Raw genomic sequence first — 24,613 nt, forward strand, 5'->3', positions numbered from 1 at the left:
TATGCCAAAAAGGTCATGAATGCTCTCACCGGTTCATGGCCTTTCCGATTGTTTAAATTTTCAAAACGAGCACGTCATCCTGATGAACATCAAACCAGTCCACACAGCCTGACGACCAGTGCAATCAGTTTGCGCCTAAGCTTTCACCAACTGCGCAAAGAACGCTGGGACCAAGGCTTCATAAAAATCGATGGCCTGCAAATATTCCTGAATAGAGATGTATTCGTCGACCTGATGCGATGTGTTGCTGCCGGGACCAATTTCAATACTAGTGAAATCAGCCTTGGCCCGCAGAAACTCGGCGCCATCATTCGCGCCGCCGGACCCCACGATTTTGGTGTCATGGCCACAGATTTTATCGCTGATCTGCTTGGCCAGTTGAACCAACGGTGCGTTCGGATCGCCCGGAATGGCTTCTTCTGGATAGCTGTAGGACAGCTCTAAGTCGACGGTCGGTTGCTGATTCAGCTTGGCAATCAGGGCTTCGAGTTCATCGTAAATGACCTGATTCGGGTAAGCCGGAATCGTCCGCATATTGGCCATCAGTTCAGCGTGGGCGGGAATCGAGTTGATCTGCTCACCCCCGGAAATCAGGTCGACGTTATGTAACAGGCCACCCAACACGGGATCGGTCTCAGTGTGTTGCGCCATCAGTGGTCCAACCGCGTTATAAAATTTCATCAAATTCGTAATCGCGTTGATACCCTTTTCGGGACTAGCACTGTGACTGCCCTTCCCGGTGGACACGACCTTGTAATCGATGACGCCTCGCGCCGTGTAGACCACGTTGTCGAGGCCACTGGGTTCAGCGATGACCAGACCCGCTAATTGATCAGCGTAGCCGGCATCGGTCAACATAGCCGCGCCATATTCCCCAGTCTCTTCACCGACCGTGGCTAGTAGCCGCACGCTTCCCTTCAATGGCGTCCCCTGTTCGAGAAATTCCAGCATCGTAATGACGATTGCCGCCAGACCGCTCTTCATGTCCGACGCCCCCCGACCAAAGAGGTGGTCACCGACGATTTCACCGCCAAATGGGTCGTGACTCCACGCGCTGTGATCCCCGGGATCGACAACGTCCATGTGACCGGACAAGCCAATCTGGGGGCCTTCGCCAATGGTGACGACTAGATTGTCGCGGTTCTCAGCAAACGGTACTTTTTCCACCTTGGCTTGAGGATAAGGGGCAAACAAGCTCGCAATATAATTGGCAACGGCGGTCTCATTTTCATTGACCGATGGAATCTGAATGAGATGCTGTAAAATTTCAACTTTAGTTTGGGGCGTCATGGGCGTCATCCTTTCTCTAATCACTTTCTAATGTTATTAGCATACGCCCTTTTAGATAAAAAGCAACCAGTATTTGCAAATATATAAACGATAATCAAATATATCGTATTTTTATACATTAATAATGAATATTCGCGAGAAGATCATCTCCTGCGGTATAATAAGAAGTGAACCAACTCGCACTGCGGCCAAACTGGAATTTATCGGTGAGCGACCTGCCAGTGCAGTTAATTTGAGGAGGGGTTTCTATGCGTATCTTCGTGCCATCCGAAAACGGCTATCTAGCCGATGAATTCAGCAAACACGCCACGGGTGACGACGTTTATGGCGGTCAACCCGTTAAGTCATTTCCGATTAGTTTATCCAAGATTCCCAAGAAGACCCAGACGATTGCGCTTAACTTGATTGACTTCGACGCTGTCCCTGTCAGCGGTTTCCCTTGGATTCACTGGGTTGCCGCTAACTTTCCGGGGACCACTAGAGAGATTACCGCGGACGTTTCCCGGACGAATGCCATTCCTCACGTCCACGGCCGTAACAGTAACGCCGGTTCTCTCGTGGGGAACACGGACCCTGCTATTTTCCAAAACTACACCGGCCCGTTTCCACCCGATCAAGATCACGACTATAGCCTGACCGTTTATGCCCTAAATACCAAGCTCGATTTGGCCGATGGGTTCTGGCTCAATGACCTGCTGCACCAAATCAACGGTCACGTCTTAGATACGGCCACCATCACCTTACGCGGCCGCGTTTAAATCAATAATTAGAGGCTGGCGTCCGCATCGCAGTCCCATTAAGAAGGGGTATTATGGAACAGAATTATGAACAGATTCTGGTACCCGTCGATGGCTCCGTCCAAGCAGAACTGGCGTTGAAAAAGGCTGTCACGGTTGCCCAACAGAACCACGCGCACATCGACTTGCTAAATGTGTTGCGCATTAACCATTATGGGTTTTATGCAAGTGGGTCGATGCCCGGTAGCGTTATTCACGACCTTGCCCAAGATGCCACGGCCTACCTCACCTCCCTGGTTGAAACGACCAAGGCGGCTACTGGTTTTGCTGACATGGACATTCACGTCCGCTTTGGCAATCCGAAAACGGTCATTGCCCACGAATTTGTCCGCGATCATAAAAACGACCTGATCATGCTGGGAGCCACTGGTCTCAGTGCAGTTGCGCGGATGGTCGAAGGTTCGGTCACGTCTTACGTGAGTCGCATGTCCGCCGTCGATGTCTTTGTGGTGCGGACCAATGAGGACGGCGAGCCGCTCGATACCACACAAACTGCCGAACAGAATCAGGAACAACCGAAACTTTCTAAGTAGAGCTAAAATGACTGCCGTGGCGCAATGCCATGGTAGTTTTTTTATGTCCGTTATTCCTATAATTGGCGTATACTGAGAAAAAAACTGGAGGCGATTGGGATGGCAGATTTTCCAACTAAATTACGCCAATTAGTCGCTGTGCCCGACCTAAGTTTTACAGACGACCAAGTCAACTTGTTGCTGGCTCACGTGGGTGATTTGGACCCCACGATTCGTGACGCCACGGTCTTCACCCTTTTTGCGCGCGGATTAGCTGAGGACGCGTTCACCCCCGACCAATGCCAAACCATCGCCAATAACCTTCTGAATAAACGAGGGCTCTTCACCGCCATCGACCAGCTGAACAACGACACCGTCTTTCAACGCACATTCACCGCGCTACTGACTGCGGCAGTTCTGGACAATGACGCCCACCATGCCTGGTTAGCAGCCGCTACCCGGACCCAATTTTTCAATGACGCCCTGACCTATCTCGTTCGCGAACACGATCAGCGCGGCTGGGTGCCAGCTAAGGGCCGGGCCCACGGGGTCGCCCACGGCAGCGACCTGCTGGCTTCTGCTTGGCAACATTCCCAGTTTCCCTTGGCGCAAACGCCGATGGCACTGGCAGCTATTGCAACGGTATTTACACGTCAAACGATGCCATTTCAATTTGACGAGGAACCCCGACTGGCCATGCCATTGATTCAAGCGTTACGCGTTGACCACTTAACCATACCTCAACTCAACGATTGGCTAACCGCTACCGATCACCGTTTGTGGATTGGTTTTTCATTTGACCGTGGTCCCGCAGCGCGATTACACAACTGGCTAAGTTTTTGCCATCACTTATACTTCTTGTTGCCGGAAGAAACCACCACCCAAGAAGTAATTGCCACATTAAGTCATCACTATTATCAAGTAAATGGCTACGTGAGCTAAAAAGGTGCCGACATCGTCTGATCGACCAGACTGTGTCAGCACCCTTAATTTACTCTTATTTTCGCCAGAACGTCGTCGTTTCAGCCTTATCCGCAATATTAAACGAAATAATTCGCTTCAGCAGGTCATAGTCCACATCCTGCGTCCACTTGATACGGCCAAACCTCTTCCCGGGATTATATTTGGCAGCCTGAATAGCATCGATGAATTGGTCCATCGCCTGACCTTCAGGGGCAAACGCCATGTGCGCCTTGGCCACGCTGAAACCAATAATGAACGTCCCATGGTCGGTAAACATCGGCTGATTCCAAGCATACCGTTGTTCGAGCTGGGGAAAGGTTGTCTGGACCCAATTTAATACGGTCCGAACGCGCGCTTGATGTTCTGGATCGTCAATCTTCGCTAAGTAATCTTCAAACTCTGCAATCGTCAATTACCTCCGAATAAATTCGGAGGCTTGTCGCTCACGTGTCTGGCGACACAGTAGTCCAACATCTCAATTGAGACTCCTACTCGTAGTGGCAACATCATCGGGTAATTGACAGCTACCCGTTTAACTACCAGGTTTACCCGGTAGCCGTTATTTTTTTTATTTGGGGATGCTTGACCCCACACAACCATTCTTCACCTAATAGCTTAATGTTCATGGCCCCTAGCCGATCATCGTTGGAGCGATATTGGCAGCGGCAACAGTGATATTCATGCGTCTCGTGATGCCGATTGTTTTTCTCAATCAGGCCACATTGCGGACAACGCTGAGAGGTGAAGGCTGGACTGACCTTCAAAACCTTACTTTGAACCGTTACCGCTTTATAGGTTAGGAATAATTCTAACTGGAAGAAAGCCCAGGAACGGTGGCTGCTACGCAAAGCTTTAGGTAAATCATCTGTGTTGAACGTCACATTAGTTAAATCTTCTAAAACAAAGAGCGCCCATGAGCCATAGATACTAACGAGTGTCTTAGCTAACCGATGATTCAAATCAGTCATCCAGCGGTTCTCTCGTTGTGCCAATTGCTGCAGTTTTTTCTTAGCAGATTTGGTCCCTTTGCTTTGTAACTGTCTTCGCGTCTCTAAGAACTTCTTGCGTTTACGTAAAGCTTTCTTGCCATCAAAGAATCGTGTTTTCCCCAGGTGATCATGAACCGTTGCTAAGAAACGCAACCCACGGTCAATGCCGACAATCTTGGACTGGCTTGTTGGCTCAAAATCAGCAACTTCTTTCGTAATCCCAATGTGTAAGTACCACTTGCCTTGAGAATGGACTAGCTTGGCCGTCCCAAACTTCCAGCCACTCTGAAAGTATTGTCCAAAGCCTTTGCTGTTAAAGCTCATCTTGGTTCTTTTACCCAAGGTCGTGAGTGAAATTTCAGTCATTCCATTGACAAAGGAATAATTACTTTGTCGAACTAAGTCTGCTTGGGGCTTCGAGAAATGGATAGGCTTGAACAACCATGTTAAGTCTATCGGAGTCTGAACCCACTTTTTATCAACATCTTGGTAACGGAAAGGATGTTGTCTCATCTGCTCTAAGACAGTCTTGTAACGCGCGACAACGGTCCGGAAGACTGACTGGATCATTTGACTGTTCAAAGGAGATTCTTGCCGGAGCTTTTTATACAGGGCATGATTGATTTTCAAATAGTTCATTGGGAAGTCGTGGTTAAAGACCCATTCACTAACAATGTTGGATAACCGCTGATACTCTCGACTTTCATCTGAGAGTTGAATCGCTTGAATTTCACTAGGGTAGAGTCTGACCTTTGCTGTTCGGCCTAATATCGTCATCATGCACCTCCCCTGAAGATTGGATTCAGTATAGCATATTTTAATCATCAATAGGGGAACGTATGTTTTAGAAATGATTAAGCTTTCGCATTCATCCTTTGATTGAAATCAAAGGTTTTCTGCTGAAGTTATATAAAGTCACCCCTAAATGGTTTAGTTACGGTCAAGCTTCCCGTCAAATTGGTTTTATTGTACCATGACTTTTCAGCTGCAGGTCGACAGACGACAGACGGGTCCCAGTCCAACAGCCGCCAGTCGGTGAGGCGCCCAAACCAGCAATTAGTTTTGGCTTCCCCGTTGTTAAAACGGGCATGACCACTACTTTGGAAATCCCACCCTTAGCTTCCACAAAAAACGCGGTCAACGAGTGAGTTATCCCCCTCATTAACCGCGCTAATTTTACTTTTGATTGATAAGATTACCAGGTATTAACAACGTGATCTTCCTGCCAGTAGAATTCAACTCCGAGTGCCAGATAAAAGTTCTTAGAATAAGGATCGTTAGACGCATTCTCTTGCAAACTTGCTCCCGGATCAGAGACGACACCAATCCCCAAGTTACGAACGTTATGATTCTGGGTAACGTATTGTAAGGAATGCGCGATCTTATCTGCCAGGCCATCCACCAGATAATTGCCGCCCTGCGTGTTAGCCGGTAGCGACCGCATCCAGCCCAAGTCCATATCTTCAATGGCTGTCAAACCGCCATCACCAATAAAGTGCTTATTGCCCTTAATGCCAAACTTCGCGGGTTGCCAAACCTTAGAACGGTCCTTCGTTTGGCCACTAACCCCGTCATCGGCATCCGTCATGTACTGCGCAAAGGCCATCATCTTCGGGTTAAAGGTGTATTGACTCGCCAGCTTCTTGGACACGGCTGCTTGAATCTGTTGATTCGTCATTTTTTGAAACGCGATATTTTGTTGTGTCTTGAGCGCCTGATTCTTGGCGATCTTAGCGCCCACAACTGCTGGCGTCTGCGTGGTCGTGGTTGGCTTCAAATAGCCGCGCCAGATCCAGCCTTTATGCATGCCCGCAGCGTTCTGGACGTGATAATAGATGGCCGATGTGCCCTTCGCCTTCCGGTACAACTTTTCGTGAGCATCAGTGAACCAGATTTCGTTCGGTTCTTCGTACCCCATCGCATACAGCAGGCCCAGATGCTTGGAGTAACGCCCACCTTGAGAACGCGTGAAAGCGTGCTGGCCCATGCTCTTGCGCCACACTAATTTTACTGATTGCGAACGACTCACTGAAGAATACATTTCGCTAGCGGCCTTCGCCGACGTTCCGGATAGTAAAAATAGTCCACCCGCAACGCCCAAAACGCTGGCCAGTTGAATTAATCTTTTCATGAAAACCCCTCCTCTATGTTAGCGTAGCACTCCCGCTTAATCAGTTCTAGCTAAAACTGATAACGAAGGGATTAATTAAGAAAGTCATCTTTAAACGTTGAAACTCATTTCGACAACTACATCATTCAACTTAACTAAGGAATGGCTGCCGTTAAACTCATGCCAATTTAAAAGGGACGCCGTGACCACTACGACGTCCCCGATGTTTCGCTTCAAATCAATCTGTCGCTAGTGGAACTGCATCCCACCATCGACTTCCAGCGTCTGTCCGGTAATGTAGTTGGAGTCTGGACCTGCCAAGAAGGCAACCCCCGCCGCAACGTCCTCTGGTTCGGACAGTCGACCCAGAGTAATGTCCTTCGCAAATGTCTGCATGCCCCATTCGTCGTCTTTGCCGGCATTTTGACCCACCTTGTGGGCGATGTCAAACATCATTGGCGTCTTCACGATGCCTGGTGCGTAAGCGTTAGCCGTGATACCTTCAGCAGCTAAGTCTCGTGCAACGACTTGGGTAATCCCCCGAATGGCAAACTTGGTGCCACTGTACAGGGCTAAGTTCGGGTTCCCGACAACGCCGGCTTGAGAAGTTGCGTTAATAATCTTTCCGCCGTGGCCGAGTTCCTTTAATTTCGCATGCGCTGCTTGGATGCCCCACAGGGTTCCGGCAACGTTGACGTGGTACACTAAATCAAACTGTTCTGGGGTAATCGTGTCGATAGGCGTCGTGGGGCCAAGACCGGCATTGTTGACGATAACGTCAAACCCGCCGAGCTCATCCGCAGTCGTATCAACGGCAGCAAACACACTGTCACGGTCGGCAACATCGACTTTAACCGCAACGGCTTTGCCACCATCAGCTTCGATAGCAGCAACGACTTTGTTGGCATTGTCCAAGTTCAAATCAGCAACTGAAACCGCAAAACCATCGTGCGCTAGGCGTTTGGAAATGGCTTCACCAATTCCTTGGCCGCCACCAGTAACCATTGCTACTTTACCATTTGATGCCATGGGCCATTCACTCCTTCAGAATAAGTAGATTTCCAGGTACACTCACATTCTACCGGAAACTATGCGGCATTGAAAGCGATTACGTAAAGAACCTTTTAAGCGTTTTAGTTGTTCAATTGAACTAATTAGTAGAAACGTTGTTACCCCAGCAATCATTTCATCGTAACCCGTTGAAGTGTCGTCCATGAAACTATTGGCAGAGTAGTGTATCATGGATATAAGTATTCGGCTTCAAAATATTTTAAAGTGAGGTAATGACATGGAAACGACTCAATTAAGCAACGGCGTTACCATCCCCATGCTTGGATTTGGAACTTATCTAATCGACAGCAAGGACGTTCCCGCAGCTATCAAGACGGCGTTAGATGCTGGCTATCGGCATCTCGATTGCGCCCACATTTACGGCAACGAACCCGCTGTTGGTACGGCTATCAAGAACTCCGGCATTGATCGTGCCGATCTGTTTATCACGTCTAAGGTTTGGAATGCTGACCAAGGGTACGACAAGACCTTAGCTGCTTTCGACCAAACGCTGGCTGACTTACAGTTGGATTACCTGGACCTCTACTTGATTCACTGGCCCAACGAAAAGAACTTCGACCTGACCTTGGATACTTGGCGCGCCTTAGAAACCCTGTACCAACAAAAGAAGGTCCGTGCTATCGGGGTATCTAACTTCTCTAAAGAACAACTCGAACAGGTCTTTGCGATGGCCACGGTTAAACCCATGGTCAACCAAATCGAACGGCACCCCTACAAGGTTCAAGCCGATTTAGGCCAATTCGATACGGAAAATGGTCTGGTCAACGAAGGGTACTCCCCAATTGGTCACGGCCACTTAATCCTTGAAGATCCGGTCATCACCAAGTTGGCCCAAAAGTATGGCAAGTCACCAGCCCAAATCGTTTTGCGGTGGCAAATCGACACGGGCTTCGTGGTCTTCCCGAAGTCCTCAAAACCAGCTCGGGTGAAGGAAAACTTTGAAATTTCTGGGTTTAACCTGACCGCTGCTGAAATTGAAGAAATCAACAGCTTAGACCAAGATAAGCATTTAAACTACGACTAAATTTGCGATAATAAAAAGGGAGATTGGGACATTTGTCCTGACCTCTCTTTTTTAACAACTTAAGTTTACTTTTGAACGGTACTCAGACCAGAAACTTCATCTTCACCGGCCTTTTCACGTAAGGTTGCTTCGATATCTTCCAGTGAACGGTTCCGCGTTTCGAAGACCATCTTGTGAACGAACCAGATGGAGAGGAAGCACAGGACACCGTAACCGATGAACAAGCTCCCCGTACCGAAGAAGTCCAGTAACGATGGGAACGTCAGGGAAACGATCATGTTTGCCGTCCAGTTGATGACACTGGCAAAGGAATTTCCTAAGCCCCGAATGTTCAACGGGAAGACTTCACCGATCATGACCCACATCACGGGACCCCAGGTTGCGGAGAAGAACGCAATGTAGACGGTCAAAGCAATGACGGAAATGATGGCTGCGACATGTGACCCACCGGAGAACTTCATCCCCATGCTCATCACGAACAAGGAAATACCCATCCCAATGGACCCAATGATCAGCATCTTTTTCCGATCAATTTTATCCATGATAGCCACGGCAACCGCGGTCACAATCACGTTGAATACCCCAATACCAATGTGGGCTAACAATGCGGCTGAGACTCCAAAACCAACATCCGTAAAGATGGTTGGCGCGTAATACAACACGGTGTTGCATCCCATAACCTGCTGGAAGATGGCCAACCCGACCCCAATGATCAGTGAGGGCCGAACCATCTTGCTGAAAAGTTCTGGCCAGCCGCCGCTAACAACGCCGGCTTGTTCCTTAATCTGACGAATTTCCCGGTTAACGACAGTGCTGTCGTGGCCGTTCATCGTATCAAGAACCTCACGCGCTTCATCAACGCGACCGGACTTGACCAAGAACCGGGGACTTTCTGGTAAGATCAACCCACCAAAGAAGAGTAAGGCAGCCGGAATCGCTGCGAAGCCTAACATCCAACGCCAACCGGTATATAACCCAGAGAAACTGTAATTGGTGATGTAGGCCAACAGAATCCCAGACATGACCATCAGTTGAAAGAGGCTGGCAACGGTTCCCCGTTTGTCAGCGGGCGCCAATTCAGCGAGGTACGTTGGGATCAATGCTGAAGCCGCCCCAACGGCCATCCCTAAGATGACCCGGAAGATGATCAGTGACCAGAATTCTGGTGAAAAGGCAGAGCCTAACGCCCCCACCAAGAAAATAATAGCTGAGAGTAAAAGCAACTTACGCCGCCCATACCGGTCAGATGATGGTCCAATGATAGCAGCCCCTAGAATCGCCCCTAACAGGACGGAACTGACGACCCAGCCTTGTTGCCAAGTGCCTAAATGCATCTGTTTTTGAATAAAAAGAATGGCACCGGAGATGACCCCGGTATCGTAACCAAAGAGCAACCCGCCGAGGGCGCCAAAAAAGTAAATGAATCCGGTCGAAACTTTATGCATCGTTACTGACTTCCTTTGACGGTAAATCACCGTAGAATTTTTTGTAAGTTGGTATTCTACATGCGGTTAGTTGATTGCTTCAACCAACCATGTGATTACTATAGCACAATTTTCGTTTTTCTGAAAGCGTTTTCGATGCTTTTATACTGGATTGTAATATTCCGCTTGATTCTCATGGTTCTTAATTTTGTGTGAAAGTGCACATGAATAATCATGAATATTAATTGTTATTTAGTGTAAATAAAAGGCCTTTCGTTAGGATACGATGATCTTTATATGACTGTTTTAATCGCTGATAGTGCGTGCGCCCAATTTAATGACGACTACTTATCAACACTGGCCGCGCCAGATAGTTCATCTTTCTTAGTTCTTTAACTGACCATAGCAAAAAGGCTTCCGCCGCAACGCGAAAGCCTTTCTTTACGTCTATAGTTCTTCCCTACGGTAGTCCAGCAGTTGTTCACTGATGGCCTTAGTCTGTTGGTAGACCTGCTTGTAGATGGCATGCATCTTCTCGTACTTCTTCACGTTCTCTGGGTTGGGCTCGTAAGCCTTGCCAAAGTGAACGAAAGTCTGTGCGCAGTCCTGTAAGGAATCGAACCAACCTAGGCCGGTCGCCGCAATCATTGCGGCCCCCATACCAGGCCCCTGTTCGTTCTTCAGGCTGACAACTTTACGGTTAAAGATATCGGCTTGAATCTGCAACCAGAGTGGACTCTTGGCGCCCCCACCGATAGAAACGACCGTGTCAAAGTCGCCACCGTTTTCTTCATAGATATCAAAGAGATCTCTAAATGAGAAGACGATGCCTTCCAGAACAGCACGGACGAAGTCATAACGTTGATGGGTTCCGTCGACCCCAGTAAAGCTCCCCCGGATATCGGCATCCGCGTAAGGTGCCCGTTCACCGACAATGTACGGCGTGTACAGGAGGCCATTAGCCCCAACCGTTGACTTGGCCGCACTCGCAACGAAATCGGTGAAATCTTCTGCAGGAGCGAAGGTCTTCTTGAACCAGCTGAGGGAGTACCCAGCGGCCAAAGTGACCCCCATGGAGTAAAATTTATCGGGAATCGCGTGGTCTTCAAATTGAAGGACCCCGTGATAGTTGACGTCGGCGTTGTCTTCGTATTTCAAAACAACCCCAGATGTCCCGATACTAGACAGAACCATGTTCGGGTGGAGAATCCCCGCCCCAACTGCACCAGCCGCGTTATCGGCGGCGCCACCAAAGACCTTGGTGGCGGTGGTCAATCCAGAAAATTCGGCGTAGGCCGGCGTTACCGTCCCAGCAAAATCAATGGATTTGATCAATGGTGGGCACATGCTCATTGGAATATCAAACGTGTCACAGATCTTCTTGCTCCATTCGCCCTTGGCAACGTCGAGTAAGACGGTCCCAGTCGCATCGGAGTAGTCCATGGCGAGGTTACCAGTCATCCGGTAACGCACGTAGTCCTTAGGTAAGACAAAGTACTTGGCCTTGGCCCAGATGTCAGGTTCGTTTTCCTTGACCCACAGCAACTTGGTCAGCGTAAAGCCTTCCAGTGGTTGGTTACGGGTAATGTCAACGAACTCATCACCGAGCTTCGCTTCAATTTCTTCACGTTGTGGCGTGCTCCGCGTATCGTTCCAGAGAATAGATGGCCGTAAGACCTTCTTATTCTCATCCAACAGAACTAACCCGTGCATTTGTCCAGAAAAGCTCAAGCCTTCGATTTCTTCGGCTGCTAAATGGTCAGTCAAAATCAAGCGGACAATCGCAACCGTTGTCCCGGACACCCAGTCTTCAGGATTTTGCTCGTTATAACCGGGCTTCTTTTGGATTAAATCATAGTCAAAACTTTCTTGGGCGACGATCTGGCCGCTGTGATCTAGCGCTGAAACTTTAACGGCACTAGTCCCCAGGTCAACGCCGAGTACATACTTCCCCATCGGTCATTCCTCCTAGTTTATCTCGCGTCATAAAAATGGCGGGCGGACACACGGTCCGTCCGCCATTCTATTGTCAGTTGTTTTTCGTAATATAAAGGATTACTTGCTCAACGTTTCAACGATGTAGTGGTTGATGGTATCCTTAACTTCTTCCAAGTGGTCGGAGTGGGTAGCAGCAATCAATTCGGATTGTGGCTTGTCGATAGCGTAGTTTTCAAGGGACTTCAAGTCAGCCTTGCCGCTTTCGATGTCAGCACCAATACCGGATTCGTATGAGCTGTAACGGTCAGCCTTTAAGGTGTCTAAGAAGCCGTCTTCCTTCATAGCAGCGGCAACACGCAGGCCGGCAGCAAAGCTGTCCATCCCAACAATGTGGCCTAAGAAGAGGTCTTCTGGGGCAAATGATGAACGACGAGGCTTAGCATCGAAGTTCAACCCACCGCGAGGTCCGATGCTGCCGTTTTCGACAACTTCGTACATTGCAGCAGTGGTTTCGTACAAGTTAGATGGGTATTCATCAATATCCCAGCCGATTAACTTGTCACCTTGGTTAGCATCCAATGAACCTAACAGACCTGCTTCACGAGCAACACGGATTTCGTGTTGGTAAGTGTGGCCAGCCAAGTTAGCATGGTTACCTTCCAAGTTCAACTTGAAGTCTTTGTCCAAGTCGTATTCCTTCATGAACGCAATCGTGGTTGCGGCATCGAAGTCGTATTGGTGCGTCGTTGGTTCCTTTGGCTTTGGTTCGAGCAACATTTGTGCATCGAAGCCAATTTCATTAGCGTAGTCCTTAGCCATGTGGAATAACTTAGCAGCATGTTCTTGTTCTTGCTTCATGTTGGTGTTCCAGAGTGATTCGTAACCTTCACGGCCGCCCCAGAAGACATAGTTTTCAGAACCGACACGCTTACCAATTTCCAAACTGTGCTTCAATTGTGCAGCACTGTAAGCAAAGATATCAGCGTATGGAGAAGTCCCAGCACCTTCGACGAAGCGAGGGTTGGTGAACATGTTTGACGTGTTCCACAAAACCTTCATGCCAGAAGTCTTTTGGTATTCAACGATCTTGTCGACAACCTTGTCCAAGTTCTTGTTGGTTTCACGTAAAGTGTCGCCTTCTGGAGCTAAGTCACGGTCATGGAAGCAAAGGTAATCTACACCTAATTTGTTGTAGAATTCGAATGCAGCGTCAACCTTAGCTAAAGCTAAGTCCATAGGATCAGTGTACTTGTCGTATGGACGTTGGGCAGTCCCATCACCGAATGGGTCAACCAAGCGTTGGTCGAATGTGTGCCAGTAAGCTACGGCAAACCGTAACCAATCTTTCATTTTCTTTCCGGCAATAACTTCTTCCGGATTGTAGTATTGGAATCCTAAACCAGATTTCTTATCTTGATGGCCGACATATTGAATCTTGTCGATGCCTTTCCAGTATTCTTCAGTCATAATTTTATAATACCCTCCTAGTTAGTTCGTTGCGACAACCAACTTACAAATACTAGTATACAATCTTTTAATGTGAATGCAAGCGTTTTCGCCAAAAAAGATTCAAAAAATTCAGGGCAAGAACTGTTCCCGGTCAACTCGACTAAAACCTGGTTCTTTCCTGAACTGTTTCTACTATATTAATGACCTATGATTGCTGACCACCAAAAAAATTGAGACATAACTCAAAAATCAGCTTTTTCAGAAAGCTACGCGGCTCTTCTGAAAAAACTGATTTATTTTTTACCATTATCGTGTCGAAACGTGCGCCACCAGGCATTTTGTTGCGCTTAACGTGAGAACAGAAATTATGCCAAGACCAGGCACCCCCCCTGTTCTCACGTTAATGCTCGCAAACTAACCGCCTGATGGCCCACTCTCTTCAGCAGTTGATCTAGTTTTCTGCGTCGAGTGGCCGGTCAAAATTCAATTCGTAGCCTTCGAGACCTAGCACGCGGTGTGTAATCAGGGAACACCCACCCAGGACCGTTGCCAACCGGGCATTCGTGGTCAACTCAATTCCCAAATTGGAATCGGACAATTGTTGATAGACCCGCCGAATGTCCGCCAATAGATCTGGTAACTCTTCTACTAGTGGTGAGTTAATAAAGAACGCATCGGGGTCCAACGTCCGCATGGTGTTGTAAATCAAGCCGGCAATGGCGGTGGTAAAGGTCTGGAGGGCCTTTACGGTTTCCGGATCATTCGCCTTCGCCAGCCGCACAATTTCCTCACGATCCAGGGTATCAACGCCCTTCGCCTGTTCGACCTGGCGAATGACGGCGTCTTCGGAACTGATATCTTCAGCGTGAATGGCGTGGGACTTACCGTTGCCATCGATTTCGATACTGGCAATGGTCCGGCCAATTTCGCCGGCGTCCCCGTGTTCTCCCCGGAAGAGGTCCCGGTGCAAAATGACCCCGGCACCGATTCCTCGGTGAATACTGATAGTGACGGTACTGTTGAGTTGCCGCGCACCATTGAAATCACGTTCGTAAATCGCAGACAAATTAGCTTCGTTTTCCAAGACGACGGGAACGTTGTAGGTCGATGTGAAGAGGTCTTCGAGGTCGACACCGTCCATGTCGATAAACGGCGACGTTTGTACCTTGTTATGCAAAACGATGCCGTGAATGGAGAAACAGATACCTAACAAGCCATTGCTGGTCTGATCTTCAGCTTGAATTTGCGCGATATATTGCTTGATTCGGTCGACCATATCATGGATCGACCGGCCCTTCGTTTCAATGCGATCATACTTCCACACATGCCCGTTTAACAGCGTGACCAGCGCATGCAGATGCCGGTACCCCAGGTCAAACGTTAAGGTGTAGCCGTAGTTGCGGTTGATCTCAACCAGCGTCGGTTTGCGCCCACCCGCTGTCGAAGCCTCCCCCAGGCCTAATTCCGTTAAGTAACCAGCGGCCATCAACGTATTGTAGAGCGATGAGACCGTGGACTTATTCAGGTGAAGCTGGTGAGAAATTTCAATTCGCGAGGTGGGATGGTTGTTAAAAATCTGTTGCAGCACAAACTTCAGGTTCTGATCGTGTAACTGATTTCGATTCATACTTTGACGAACCATCCAATCTCCTCCTTATAGGTGACTAACTTTAGTTGCTCAACACGTCTTGAAAAGTCCCAACTAACTCGTGGTCGATAATTCCTTGACTTAATCAAGCTTTGTAACCGGTAACAAAATTAGTCCCATGGTTTAGTGAACCAACTAACCTAAGTATTACTCACGCCTTGTGAAAATACAACCGTTTTTCGATAATTATTTCAATTAAACGTCTATTTAACCCTGCTATTTAGTTAGCGATTAAAAGAAACCACCCTGCAAAGATAGCAGCGTGGCCTCCCCTAACGATTCATTTTTGATTCAGCTACGCCTCGGTCAAAGACTGAATATCCGCAATCAATGAGGTCACCCGACTCCTGATCTCATCTCGTGATTGACGGAAGGTCGTCATGACCTGCTCCGGTGTCCCCGTGGCTTGCGCCGGATCGGTCAACGGCCAATGCAGCCGGGTGACGCTTGGCGGTGTGACCGGACACTTATCACGCGCATCGCCACAGAGGGTGACCACGATATCACTGGCATTGAGGTAAGCGACATCAATCAGCTTAGATATCTGCTGGGAAATATCGATACCGACTTCTTCCATGACCTGAACGGCTAATGGATTTAGCCCATGCCGCTCAACACCGGCACTAGCAATCGTCCAGTCTTGTGGGGCTAATTCACGAGCAAACCCTTCTGCCATCTGGCTGCGGCACGAGTTACCGGTACATAGGAAATAAAGTTGCGTCATTTGTCTAACCTCCAAAGTAAAGTGACCGTGAAGCATTAACTTCTAGGGTAACGATTGGGTGGTGCTGGCTTTCATTCATTATAACGATATTCATTACAAAATACCGCTGCTAATGCCCGTTTTCTCGAAAAAATTGCATCAACAACAAATTCATAAGTGATATTCCAATATTAACCATACAATAGCGGATTTACCGTTTGAACAAAATAAGTCTCGCGATTCCTCTTCGACAAGGATATCATGAGACTACTAGCTTAACAACTACGATATTTAACAGCCGTTGCTAAAACTATCCGGGGAGTGAATCATATGGAAAACTATCGATCGACCTGTATCAAATGTGGCAAGCCAATTCCATTAGGCGCCAATTTTTGCCAGCATTGTAGCGCTGCTCAGAGCTTCGAGGGCCGTTCAACCGTAACGATGCCCCTAGAACCTCTAGATTGTCCCTACAATGAAACCATCCGACCGAATCTCATCTCATCGACTGGCCTCTTTTTTAAGAACCTGACAAACACTTCCAAACGCCTCGGTCGTGCAGATTACTGGTGGAGTATGGTTGGCATCGGTCTAATCAGCCTGTTTATCGGCATCTTTGGCCTCTTCACGCTGGGGCAACGCGCCACCTGGATTCAGCTCACCCACGACTCGGTGGCAACCTGGCTCGTCTTAATCCCCCCGATTCTGCTAACGATTACGCTAGTCTGGGGCCTGATTACGGCTGAAATTCGCCGCCTGCATGATTCAGGTCATAGTGGCAAGATTTGGCTACTCAATCTACTAGTACCATTTGGCGTGATCTTACTGACGATTATCTTGTGTGAGCCATCCAAGCAACGGGAAAATCCGTATGCGTCCTAAAAACGATCATTGTCCACCGTTGTCGTTGACTGACTGGCTAACCGAAGTTTTCCGAGCACTACCCCCAAGGTAAACCCTACCAGCGTTGGAACCAACCAGCCAAGACCTAGACTGGCAAAGGGAATGACCTGATGATAAAACGTGAGAACCGTATGCACTGGTCCCAATTGTGTCACAACCTGTGGCGCACTATTTAGCATATCCAAGACCGCTGGGACTGCGGTAAAGGCAATCGTCATTTTATACACGATGCCAGCATATGGTCGTTTGGCAACGGTCAAGGCGGCTAAAATCAGGGCCAGAGAAAGTGGATAAAGGAGCATCAAGACGGGTAAGGACCAGGCAATGATGGTGTCCAGACCAGCATTGGCGACTAGGAAGGAAACGAACGTGGTCACCCGCAACCAAGCCAGATAGCTGACCTTCGGAAATAATTTGTGGAAATCCTGGGCAAATGAGGTCACCAATCCGAGCGCCGTGGTAAAGACGCCCAGCGTTACCAGAACACCTAAGAAGAGGGTCCCAAAGTTGCTGAAGTAGTGCCCCACGATGGCTGATAGGGCCACGGCCCCGTTGTCCGACAACTTCATCTGACTCAGGCTAAAGGCACCAAGTAAAACTAAACCAAAATAGATCAGAATCTCTAACCCAATACTAAGGGTCCCCGCCTGCGCCGTCAGTTTAGTCAACTCTCGGTCATGATAGCCAAGTCCCCGGACGGCATGCACGAAAGTTACGCTCAAGGCGAGCAAGGCAACCGCGTCAACGGTGTTGTACCCTTCGAGGAACCCACTGATAGTCGCATTCGTTTGATAAGCCGTGGTCGCCGCATGGTTCAGACTCCCCATCGGGTTGAAGAACGCCACCACGAAGATGATTGCTAGCATGACGAGAAAAGCGGCGTTGAGGTACTTGCCAACAATCTTGACCAAATTGTTTTGATGTGTGGCCAGCACGTAGGCCGCACCGAAAAATAGCCCCGTAAAAAGTAACATCCCCACGGTCGAAAAACGTTGGGGCAAGAACGGTTGTACGGCCATCTCGTAGGCCGTAGTGGCGGTCCGTGGCGTGCCAAAGAACGGTCCGATCGTCAGGTGAACGAGAATCAGGAAGAGGGCCGCATAGCGCCGGCCAACTGGCTTAGCCAGATCAAACAGGCCATCACTCTTGGTGGTCACCACTGCTAAGATCGCCAATAATGGAAATAGCGACCCCGAAATTGCAAACCCCAGCGCCGCTAAAAACCAGTGACTGCCAGCTAGTTGCCCCAGATGAACAGGGAAAATCAAATTGCCAGAACCAAAGAACATCCCAAAAATCAACGAACTTACCACAAGTAATTGTCCCAAATTCCGGTGCGACTTACCGGTTACTGTTTTGTTCATTTTGATTCCTCCACAACTTTTTTTGATACTCCCATAACGTCAAAAAGAGCCCCTTCCCACTACGGGAAAAGGGCTCTACAAGTAGAACGGTACCACCTTTTTGTGGCGTCAACACGTCACACTCATCACGGACTAACATCCGTTAGCCGAATAACGGTGGCCACCGCGATAACCTACATATCAGTCTCGAACTCGGAAATGATTTTCACACCCGCTAGATGGTCACTTTCCACTAACCGTGACTCACTAAGCATCGCGACGGGTGCTACTTTTTTCCTCAACGTTTTAAAAGTATTGTCATGATTATAGACACTGATTGGTGAAAAATCAATGGGCAATTTAATTATTTTCTCATTATCGATACTCGGTGATTTTTGCCCTTAACCGATAGCTGCCTTGATCTGTAATTGGAAATATCGGCGATTTTTCGATCAACGGCTGATCCAGTCGTAATAATAATTCAAAAATAGCCGTTTTTCGAATAAATAGCTGTCTAAACACCATCAATAATGCAAAAATAGCCGAATTTTGGATTAAGCGGGCACAAAGACCATCCATTTATCCAAAATTCGACTATTTTTCAATAAACAAGTTAGCAATATCGCCACTAATCCAAAATTAACAGAATTTCGGCTTAGTCTTTCGCTTCATGCGCTTTTCGCCACTTCTTCACGTAATCCAAACGCTTCTTGAATAAGTCCTCGCGCCCTTGGTCCGTGGGCTGATAATATTCGTGACCCACCAGCGAATCCGGCAACGTCTGCATGGTTGTCAGCTTATCCTTGGTGTCGTGCGCATACTGATAGTCTTTGCCATAATCCAAATCCTTCATCAACTTGGTTGGCGCGTTGCGAATCTGTAGTGGCACCGGCTCGTCACGGGTCTCTTTAACGTCCTTCTTCGCGGCTAAGCGCGCCTTGTAAATGGCATTGGATTTCGGCGCCAGTGCCAAGTAGGTCACGGCCTCCGTCAAATGGACGTCACATTCCGGCATCCCCAGAAACTGGCAGGCCTGAAAGACATTCACAGCCACATTGAGCGCATTGGTATCGGCTAGGCCAATATCTTCGCTGGCAAACCGGACCAGTCGCCGCGCGATGTACAACGGGTCTTCGCCACCTTCTAACATGCGCGACAACCAATAAATGGCGGCGTCCGGATCGCTGTTTCGCATCGACTTGTGGAGCGCGGAAATAATGTTGTAGTGTTCCTCACCCGACTTGTCGTAGAGCACGAATTTCTCCGTGATCAGCTGTTTCAAATCGTTCATGTCGACCGTCACTTGGTCGCCCTGTTTATCACCATTGAGCACCGCCATTTCCAGCGTGTTCAAAGCGGTGCGCGCATCCCCATTGGCAAATTCAGCGATGGCACGCAGTTCGTCGGCACCAATTTTAACATTGCCCTTGAATCCCTCTGAACTGGCCAACGCATTGGTCAACAGCTGTTCGATGTCGGTCGTCGCCAACGCCTTTAACACGAAGACCTTACACCGGGAGAGTAGCGCTGAATTAATTTCAAACGACGGGTTTTCAGTGGTCGCCCCGATCAAGACGATACTGCCCCGTTCAACATAGGGTAGAAACGCATCCTGCTGGGCCTTATTAAAACGGTGAATTTCATCAACGAATACAATCGTCTTCTCGCCAACCGCTAAGTCGTTACCCGCCTGCTTCATAATTTTTTTGATCTGACTGATACTACTGTCGACCGCACTGAACCGGAGAAACTTGGCCTGCGTTTGCCGCGCAATAATCTCAGCCAACGTCGTCTTGCCCACGCCAGGTGGTCCCCAGAAAATCATCGATGAGACCTGGTCATTTTCAATCAGCTCACGGAGAATCTTACCGGACCCCAGCAGGTGCGTCTGCCCGACGAATTCCGCTAACGTTCGTGGCCGCACGCGACTGGCTAGCGGCGTATTTTGTTGGTTTGCAAATAATGATTCTTGCTCCACGAGAGTCACCGTCCTTTTATCTTTAATGATAGGCTTGCGCAACGAAAAAGGCCAACGCTGGTAATCACGTTGACCACTTTTGCCTAGCGACTAGCCCGCTGTAACGCCGCCCGTAACTCATCATCGACAGCGTAAATGTAGAGACCATTCACCCCCCGCGTCAATAAAACATTTAATTCATTTGGTAGGAGTTCATCATCAACGTGCTGTTTAGTCCCATCTGGCATGGTTCGATTCCGTGTGGCGTTGGTGTTCTCACTCGCCGTCGGATCAAAAATGACTTTGCCCTCGCGATACTTGACTGAAGGTCCAATAATCACGCCGCTATAATTCAGGTCAAAACCTTGGATTGTATACGTCGATCCAACTTCACCCAACGTTTGATGTTGCTCGGCCCAAGCCAAATGCTTGGCTTGTCCCTTCTGGTCATCCGCTAGTGGCAACTGCAGATTCCACGGCAATGAGAAATCGCCGACCGTCACCATATCTGTGTGGCCGTCCTTCAGTTTAAACGGCCAATCAAATGTGGCCAGCACTCGTGACAACCCGTGCGATTCATCCTGCGCACGAGCGACGATTGCTTGATACATGAGCTGCGGGTCATCAAAGATTCGCAGATCATATTGTTCATCTTGAGGAATTCTATCCACCACACGCCGGTCAATTAAGCTATGTAGCCAGGTGGTCGTTGCTTCGCTGGCATTCATCCGCAACTGCTGTTTGAATTTGATTAGATTGCCACGCTGAGCGGCTTTGGTCTCCAATTTCTGAATCTCACTGGCCGTTAAGTAGCCTTCCGTCTTCAGCATCTGTTTCGCGTCAAATACCGCTACCGTCAATTTGGCCCGAGTCATGATGTCCTGTAACTGATTCTGGCCGCGGTAAGACTGCTTCCCTTGCGTCCACAACAGATGAGCCTCATCGACTAACACGACGTCGACCGGATCATCCGGGTCATGATGATTGATAAACGTCGTAGGCTTGCTGACGTTAGCGACTTTCATCCCCAATTTCTCGGCAATATTCTGATACACCTTGACCTGTTCATCATGATTGACCAATAAGTAAATGTTTGCCGTCTTAAAATCGGTATAGTTTAAGTCTTCCCCCAGTTGCCACAACTGATAGAATAACGTACTCAATAAGACCGTTTTCCCGGAGCCAGCTTCGCCTTCAACTAGCATCAGTTGCTGCATCTCGTGGGCACGAAAGACCGCTTTGATTCGCCGCAGAATCAGCTCACGGGCATTGTCCTGTTCGCGAGTCAACTCATGAAAGGGTGAGGCTTTGAATAGCGCCGAATCCCGGACTACGGATTCAATTGGAAATAGATCTGCATTAAACTGGTGTAATTTACGCCAAATCGCAGAAAAAATTGTCCCCTTTTCATCAGCGGTGTAGTATTTATTCTGCTGATTTTCGCGCCGGTTATTCAGCCTCTTGACACTCTCTACACCGGACATATAAAGCATCATGCTATTCTCGATGTCTAGTGTCAGCGATTTATTAAAGTGCGGATGGCCAATTACCAATAACTGTGAATCCTGACTATCTGCCAAGTATTGCCAATCCTGACGGTCATGAATATCATCGTCTAAATGTTGGCGAGTTCGTTGCTCAATATCGTTGGTCTCACCAACATAAACCTGATAGGACTGCGGTTTCTCCTGATCATAAACAATATAGACCGTTGGATACTCTAATAGGAGCTCAACGTGCTGCCCGCTGACCTTTTCCTTGATGTCAGCCAGTCCTTGGCGACTAAAACCGACCTCCGTAATCACTGGCTTCGGTAATTTCGGCATCTAGTTTCCCTCCTCATTCTGGTCAAATTTCCAATGGCGTTGCAAGTTGATCTCATGCTTCGCCTGAACCAACTCGTTAGGGGTCACTCCTAGCTGATCACACATATAGTAGAGGTACGTTAACGCATCCGCCATCTCAAGTTTTAAATCGGCGGTCTGCTGGTCAGAAATAGTCGTTTGACCATCCTGCCAAAGAAAGATTTCATTAACTTCTGCCACTTCAACCGATAACGCCCGTGCTAAGGCCGGCAACGTGTGGTATTTACGCCACCCCCGTTGATCACGAGAATCACGTAGTTCCTGTATCACTTGTGCATAGTCCAAATCAGCCATCTGTCGACCCCTCCTGACGTTCTGTTGGGATAAATTATACCATTTTGCAAGATCTGGCGGCTGGTAAAGTTTAGCGGTATATTCTCCCAATTATCGCTAAACTTCCAATCACAGCGGGGACTAGCGAACACGTCTAACTGGCTGAGTCACTATGAGGGCAACCAGATTATCCAGTCAGTCGGTCTGTTTTTCCCTATGATTTTGATGATAAGTCCCGTACTATGAAGGTACCCGCACCATCATGCTAACTAATACCGCTACTTGCCGCTTCTGAATGCAAGCCAACCTGTTTTGGAGGAACCCACCTTGCAAAAGAAAATTCATCTCTTACTGACTAACATTATTGCCATTTTGAGCTGTCTGTTCATCTTACAGATACCATCAGCCGTCCATGCTACCGTCCAGCCCTCACAATTGAATCATCGTCAAGGTCTGCTGCTAGATCTCGGTCGGCATCCCCTGTCTGAACCCAGTCTCGAACGACTCATCGATGCTGCCGCAACCGCTAAGTTGGACTATGTCGTTTTGCACCTCAGCGACAATGAACATCTTAGCTTTCAATCCACCTACCTTGGTAATCAGGCCTCGGCTACCGTTCTCTCACAACGACATTTGAAAAAGTTGGTCACCTTTGCTAATAACAAGGGTGTTCAAGTGATACCAGACGTGGATTTCCCCTCACATGCTGGTGCCATTTTAAGGCAGTTAAAACACAAGCATCCTAAGACTTATCGCACCGTTAAGCTCGACAAGCAGACACTCGACTATACTAAGAAGAAATCCATCACGGTCGTCAAGAAAATTTACCGGGAGTTAGATGCGACCTTCAACCACCAGCCATACCACGATTTCATCTTAGGCGCAGATGAAGTCCCTGGTGACGGGGCCGCTCATAAATCGCTGACAACTTTCATCAACCAGATTAATCGTGATCAAAACAAGCACGGGTTTACCACGACCATTTGGAATGACTCCCTTTACAAACGGGAACTGCCCAAACTGGCTGCCAATATTGTCATCAACTACTGGTCACAATCCGGCAATCACTCGGAAAGTCGGCAGCTCACATCGCGCAAAGCCCAACGTGTCTCAGTACCTGACCTACTAGCTGCTAACCGTAAAATCGTGAACGCCAACAGCTATGCGACTTACTACCAACTCAAGTACATTGACAACGCCAACGATGACCGCTACTTTTTAGACTATCTGCGTGACCAATACCGACCAAACTTGTTCAATGAAATCGACACGACCGGTCAAAACCAAAATCGAACGTTGGAACCTGACATCACCACTACCGGTACGCTGGTTAGTTTATGGGGGCACGACTCAAAAGACGTAACAACCCAGACAATCGTAGACTTTGTTCGGCAACTCGATGTTCCTAAGTAACCTAGATGGGGACCAGTTAAAATAAAAACGCTGTTTCCTTTAATTTTCTCCTTGTACTATAATACTGATATCTGACACATCTATTAGGGGAGGAAACAACTTTGTCAAAAATTCACATTAAAGGTATCGTCAGTTTACTGGCAGTCGCTGCAATTGGCATGGCCGCATTACCAGTAACTGCTAATGCTTCGAGCTCATATTATAATATGGGGCGAGCGCAATATGTTCGTACCAAGAAGGCAATGTACGTTGGCATTTACCAAAAGAAGGGGAATACCTACAAGCCGCTCCTGAAGAAAAAGGGGTCCCTCTTACGCGTGTCGAGCACCACTCAGAAATCCAGCAATAGTCCCGTTCTGGCCGCATTTACATCCGGTGCCGTCCACTATAACCGGCTCAATCAGTTGAAGTTTAACGACACCCCCACCGTTCCCCTAACGAAAGCCAATTTTCAGAAGGTTGCGTTAAAAGCACCCATCCGGGGAACCGTCCTCCGTGCCGGATCAGGCTTCAAGGAAGACAGCAACGGTAATTTCGGTAACGCCTCTGCCTTCTACCTGACCCTCGACAACTACCTGCAATATTACAGCAAGTCCGCCATGGTTAAGTACGACGCTGCTGGTACCATGATCATTGACGGCGGTCACCGCATGGATAACTACAAGCCTACCGCTTCAGCTAAGATGACGAAGACTACCGTTAAAGGCAACACGACCACGGTTCAATACCGGACACCGATTAAAGGCGTTCCCGGCAAAAAGCTTGGTGCTCATAAGTACCAAATCAAGATCACTTATCTCAACACGATAGGCCATAAGTCATTTGGTGAAAGTTATGGTAGCAATTGGGGAAATTATACGATCAATGGTCGGCCCTACTTCTCAGGCATCGTCAACGATTATTAGCAACAAGAAAGGAGCCACGGCAATCGCTGTAGCTCC

The 24,613-nt window shown here is 48.3% G+C and carries 21 protein-coding genes and 1 other annotated feature; of the genes, 7 read left to right on the forward strand and 14 right to left on the reverse strand.

Annotation, left to right across the window (positions count from 1 at the left end):
- Positions 1–135 precede the first annotated feature (135 nt).
- A complete protein-coding gene (locus tag FAY32_RS06405) occupies positions 136–1,290 on the reverse strand; it encodes an ArgE/DapE family deacylase (protein WP_143462633.1) in 1,155 nt (384 codons plus the stop codon).
- A 248-nt stretch (positions 1,291–1,538) separates the two neighbouring features.
- On the opposite strand from FAY32_RS06405, the gene FAY32_RS06410 reads away from it, so the two are divergent.
- The 3 genes from FAY32_RS06410 (at position 1,539) to FAY32_RS06420 (ending at position 3,541) form a co-directional block, all read left to right on the forward strand.
- Positions 1,539–2,048: a YbhB/YbcL family Raf kinase inhibitor-like protein gene (locus FAY32_RS06410; protein WP_143462634.1), complete on the forward strand. Its 510-nt coding sequence runs from the start codon at positions 1,539–1,541 to the stop codon at positions 2,046–2,048.
- A gap of 53 nt (positions 2,049–2,101) precedes the next feature.
- A complete protein-coding gene (locus tag FAY32_RS06415) occupies positions 2,102–2,620 on the forward strand; it encodes a universal stress protein (protein WP_191988153.1) in 519 nt (172 codons plus the stop codon).
- A gap of 99 nt (positions 2,621–2,719) precedes the next feature.
- Positions 2,720–3,541, forward strand: coding sequence for a DUF2785 domain-containing protein (locus FAY32_RS06420; RefSeq protein WP_143462636.1), 822 nt, complete (start codon positions 2,720–2,722; stop codon positions 3,539–3,541).
- Positions 3,542–3,596: 55 nt separating this feature from the next.
- On the opposite strand, the gene FAY32_RS06425 is transcribed toward FAY32_RS06420, so the two are convergent.
- The 4 genes from FAY32_RS06425 to FAY32_RS06440 form a co-directional block, all read right to left on the reverse strand.
- Entirely contained in the window at positions 3,597–3,968 is a 372-nt protein-coding gene (locus tag FAY32_RS06425; RefSeq protein WP_143462775.1) for an iron chaperone, read from the reverse strand.
- A 139-nt stretch (positions 3,969–4,107) separates the two neighbouring features.
- Entirely contained in the window at positions 4,108–5,328 is a 1,221-nt protein-coding gene (locus tag FAY32_RS06430; protein WP_143462776.1) for an RNA-guided endonuclease TnpB family protein, read from the reverse strand.
- Between the two features lie 418 nt (positions 5,329–5,746).
- Positions 5,747–6,682 carry a hypothetical protein gene (locus FAY32_RS06435; protein WP_143462637.1) on the reverse strand — a complete coding sequence of 312 codons (936 nt, stop codon included), beginning with the start codon at positions 6,680–6,682 and terminating at the stop codon, positions 5,747–5,749.
- Between the two features lie 228 nt (positions 6,683–6,910).
- Entirely contained in the window at positions 6,911–7,690 is a 780-nt protein-coding gene (locus FAY32_RS06440; RefSeq protein ID WP_143462638.1) for a (S)-acetoin forming diacetyl reductase, read from the reverse strand.
- Positions 7,691–7,949: 259 nt separating this feature from the next.
- Here FAY32_RS06440 and FAY32_RS06445 point away from each other — a divergent pair, with 259 nt between their 5' ends.
- On the forward strand, positions 7,950–8,756 hold the full coding sequence (locus FAY32_RS06445; RefSeq protein ID WP_143462639.1) for an aldo/keto reductase: 807 nt from the start codon (positions 7,950–7,952) through the stop codon (positions 8,754–8,756).
- A gap of 65 nt (positions 8,757–8,821) precedes the next feature.
- Here FAY32_RS06445 and FAY32_RS06450 read toward each other — a convergent pair whose 3' ends face one another.
- From FAY32_RS06450 to arsC, 5 genes are all read right to left on the reverse strand, one after another.
- Entirely contained in the window at positions 8,822–10,201 is a 1,380-nt protein-coding gene (locus FAY32_RS06450; protein WP_143462640.1) for a sugar porter family MFS transporter, read from the reverse strand.
- Positions 10,202–10,627: 426 nt separating this feature from the next.
- Positions 10,628–12,136, reverse strand: coding sequence for a xylulokinase (gene xylB / locus FAY32_RS06455; protein WP_143462641.1), 1,509 nt, complete (start codon positions 12,134–12,136; stop codon positions 10,628–10,630).
- A 99-nt stretch (positions 12,137–12,235) separates the two neighbouring features.
- Positions 12,236–13,585, reverse strand: a complete 1,350-nt coding sequence (gene xylA / locus FAY32_RS06460) for a xylose isomerase (RefSeq protein WP_143462642.1) — start codon at positions 13,583–13,585, stop codon at positions 12,236–12,238.
- 433 nt (positions 13,586–14,018) lie between these two features.
- Positions 14,019–15,209 (reverse strand): ROK family protein, encoded by a 1,191-nt coding sequence (locus FAY32_RS06465; RefSeq protein ID WP_143462643.1) that lies wholly within the window; start codon positions 15,207–15,209, stop codon positions 14,019–14,021.
- A gap of 301 nt (positions 15,210–15,510) precedes the next feature.
- The gene (gene arsC / locus FAY32_RS06470) at positions 15,511–15,939 is read right to left on the reverse strand and encodes an arsenate reductase (thioredoxin) (protein WP_143462644.1); all 429 of its coding nucleotides are present in this window, start codon (positions 15,937–15,939) and stop codon (positions 15,511–15,513) included.
- 309 nt (positions 15,940–16,248) lie between these two features.
- Between arsC and FAY32_RS06475 the strand changes: the two genes are divergently transcribed.
- Positions 16,249–16,800 (forward strand): DUF805 domain-containing protein, encoded by a 552-nt coding sequence (locus FAY32_RS06475; protein ID WP_143462645.1) that lies wholly within the window; start codon positions 16,249–16,251, stop codon positions 16,798–16,800.
- Here FAY32_RS06475 and brnQ read toward each other — a convergent pair.
- The 4 genes from brnQ to FAY32_RS06495 form a co-directional block, all read right to left on the reverse strand.
- The gene (gene brnQ / locus FAY32_RS06480; RefSeq protein ID WP_143462646.1) at positions 16,797–18,185 is read right to left on the reverse strand and encodes a branched-chain amino acid transport system II carrier protein; all 1,389 of its coding nucleotides are present in this window, start codon (positions 18,183–18,185) and stop codon (positions 16,797–16,799) included. The genes FAY32_RS06475 and brnQ overlap by 4 nt on opposite strands.
- A gap of 65 nt (positions 18,186–18,250) precedes the next feature.
- Positions 18,251–18,475: a binding site (T-box leader), on the reverse strand.
- A gap of 344 nt (positions 18,476–18,819) precedes the next feature.
- Positions 18,820–20,142: a replication-associated recombination protein A gene (locus FAY32_RS06485; protein WP_143462647.1), complete on the reverse strand. Its 1,323-nt coding sequence runs from the start codon at positions 20,140–20,142 to the stop codon at positions 18,820–18,822.
- Positions 20,143–20,225: 83 nt separating this feature from the next.
- On the reverse strand, positions 20,226–21,947 hold the full coding sequence (locus tag FAY32_RS06490; RefSeq protein ID WP_143462648.1) for a DUF2075 domain-containing protein: 1,722 nt from the start codon (positions 21,945–21,947) through the stop codon (positions 20,226–20,228).
- The gene (locus FAY32_RS06495; protein ID WP_225428301.1) at positions 21,948–22,280 is read right to left on the reverse strand and encodes a MazG-like family protein; all 333 of its coding nucleotides are present in this window, start codon (positions 22,278–22,280) and stop codon (positions 21,948–21,950) included.
- 306 nt (positions 22,281–22,586) lie between these two features.
- Between FAY32_RS06495 and FAY32_RS06500 the strand changes: the two genes are divergently transcribed.
- Complete coding sequence (locus FAY32_RS06500) at positions 22,587–23,672, forward strand: family 20 glycosylhydrolase (protein ID WP_225428302.1); 1,086 nt, start codon at positions 22,587–22,589, stop codon at positions 23,670–23,672.
- Between the two features lie 101 nt (positions 23,673–23,773).
- Positions 23,774–24,577: a hypothetical protein gene (locus FAY32_RS06505; protein ID WP_143462649.1), complete on the forward strand. Its 804-nt coding sequence runs from the start codon at positions 23,774–23,776 to the stop codon at positions 24,575–24,577.
- The last annotated feature ends 36 nt before the right edge of the window (positions 24,578–24,613 follow it).

Origin of the sequence: Levilactobacillus enshiensis, assembly GCF_007115095.1 — a bacterium.
GTDB classification, from domain to species: domain Bacteria; phylum Bacillota; class Bacilli; order Lactobacillales; family Lactobacillaceae; genus Levilactobacillus; species Levilactobacillus enshiensis.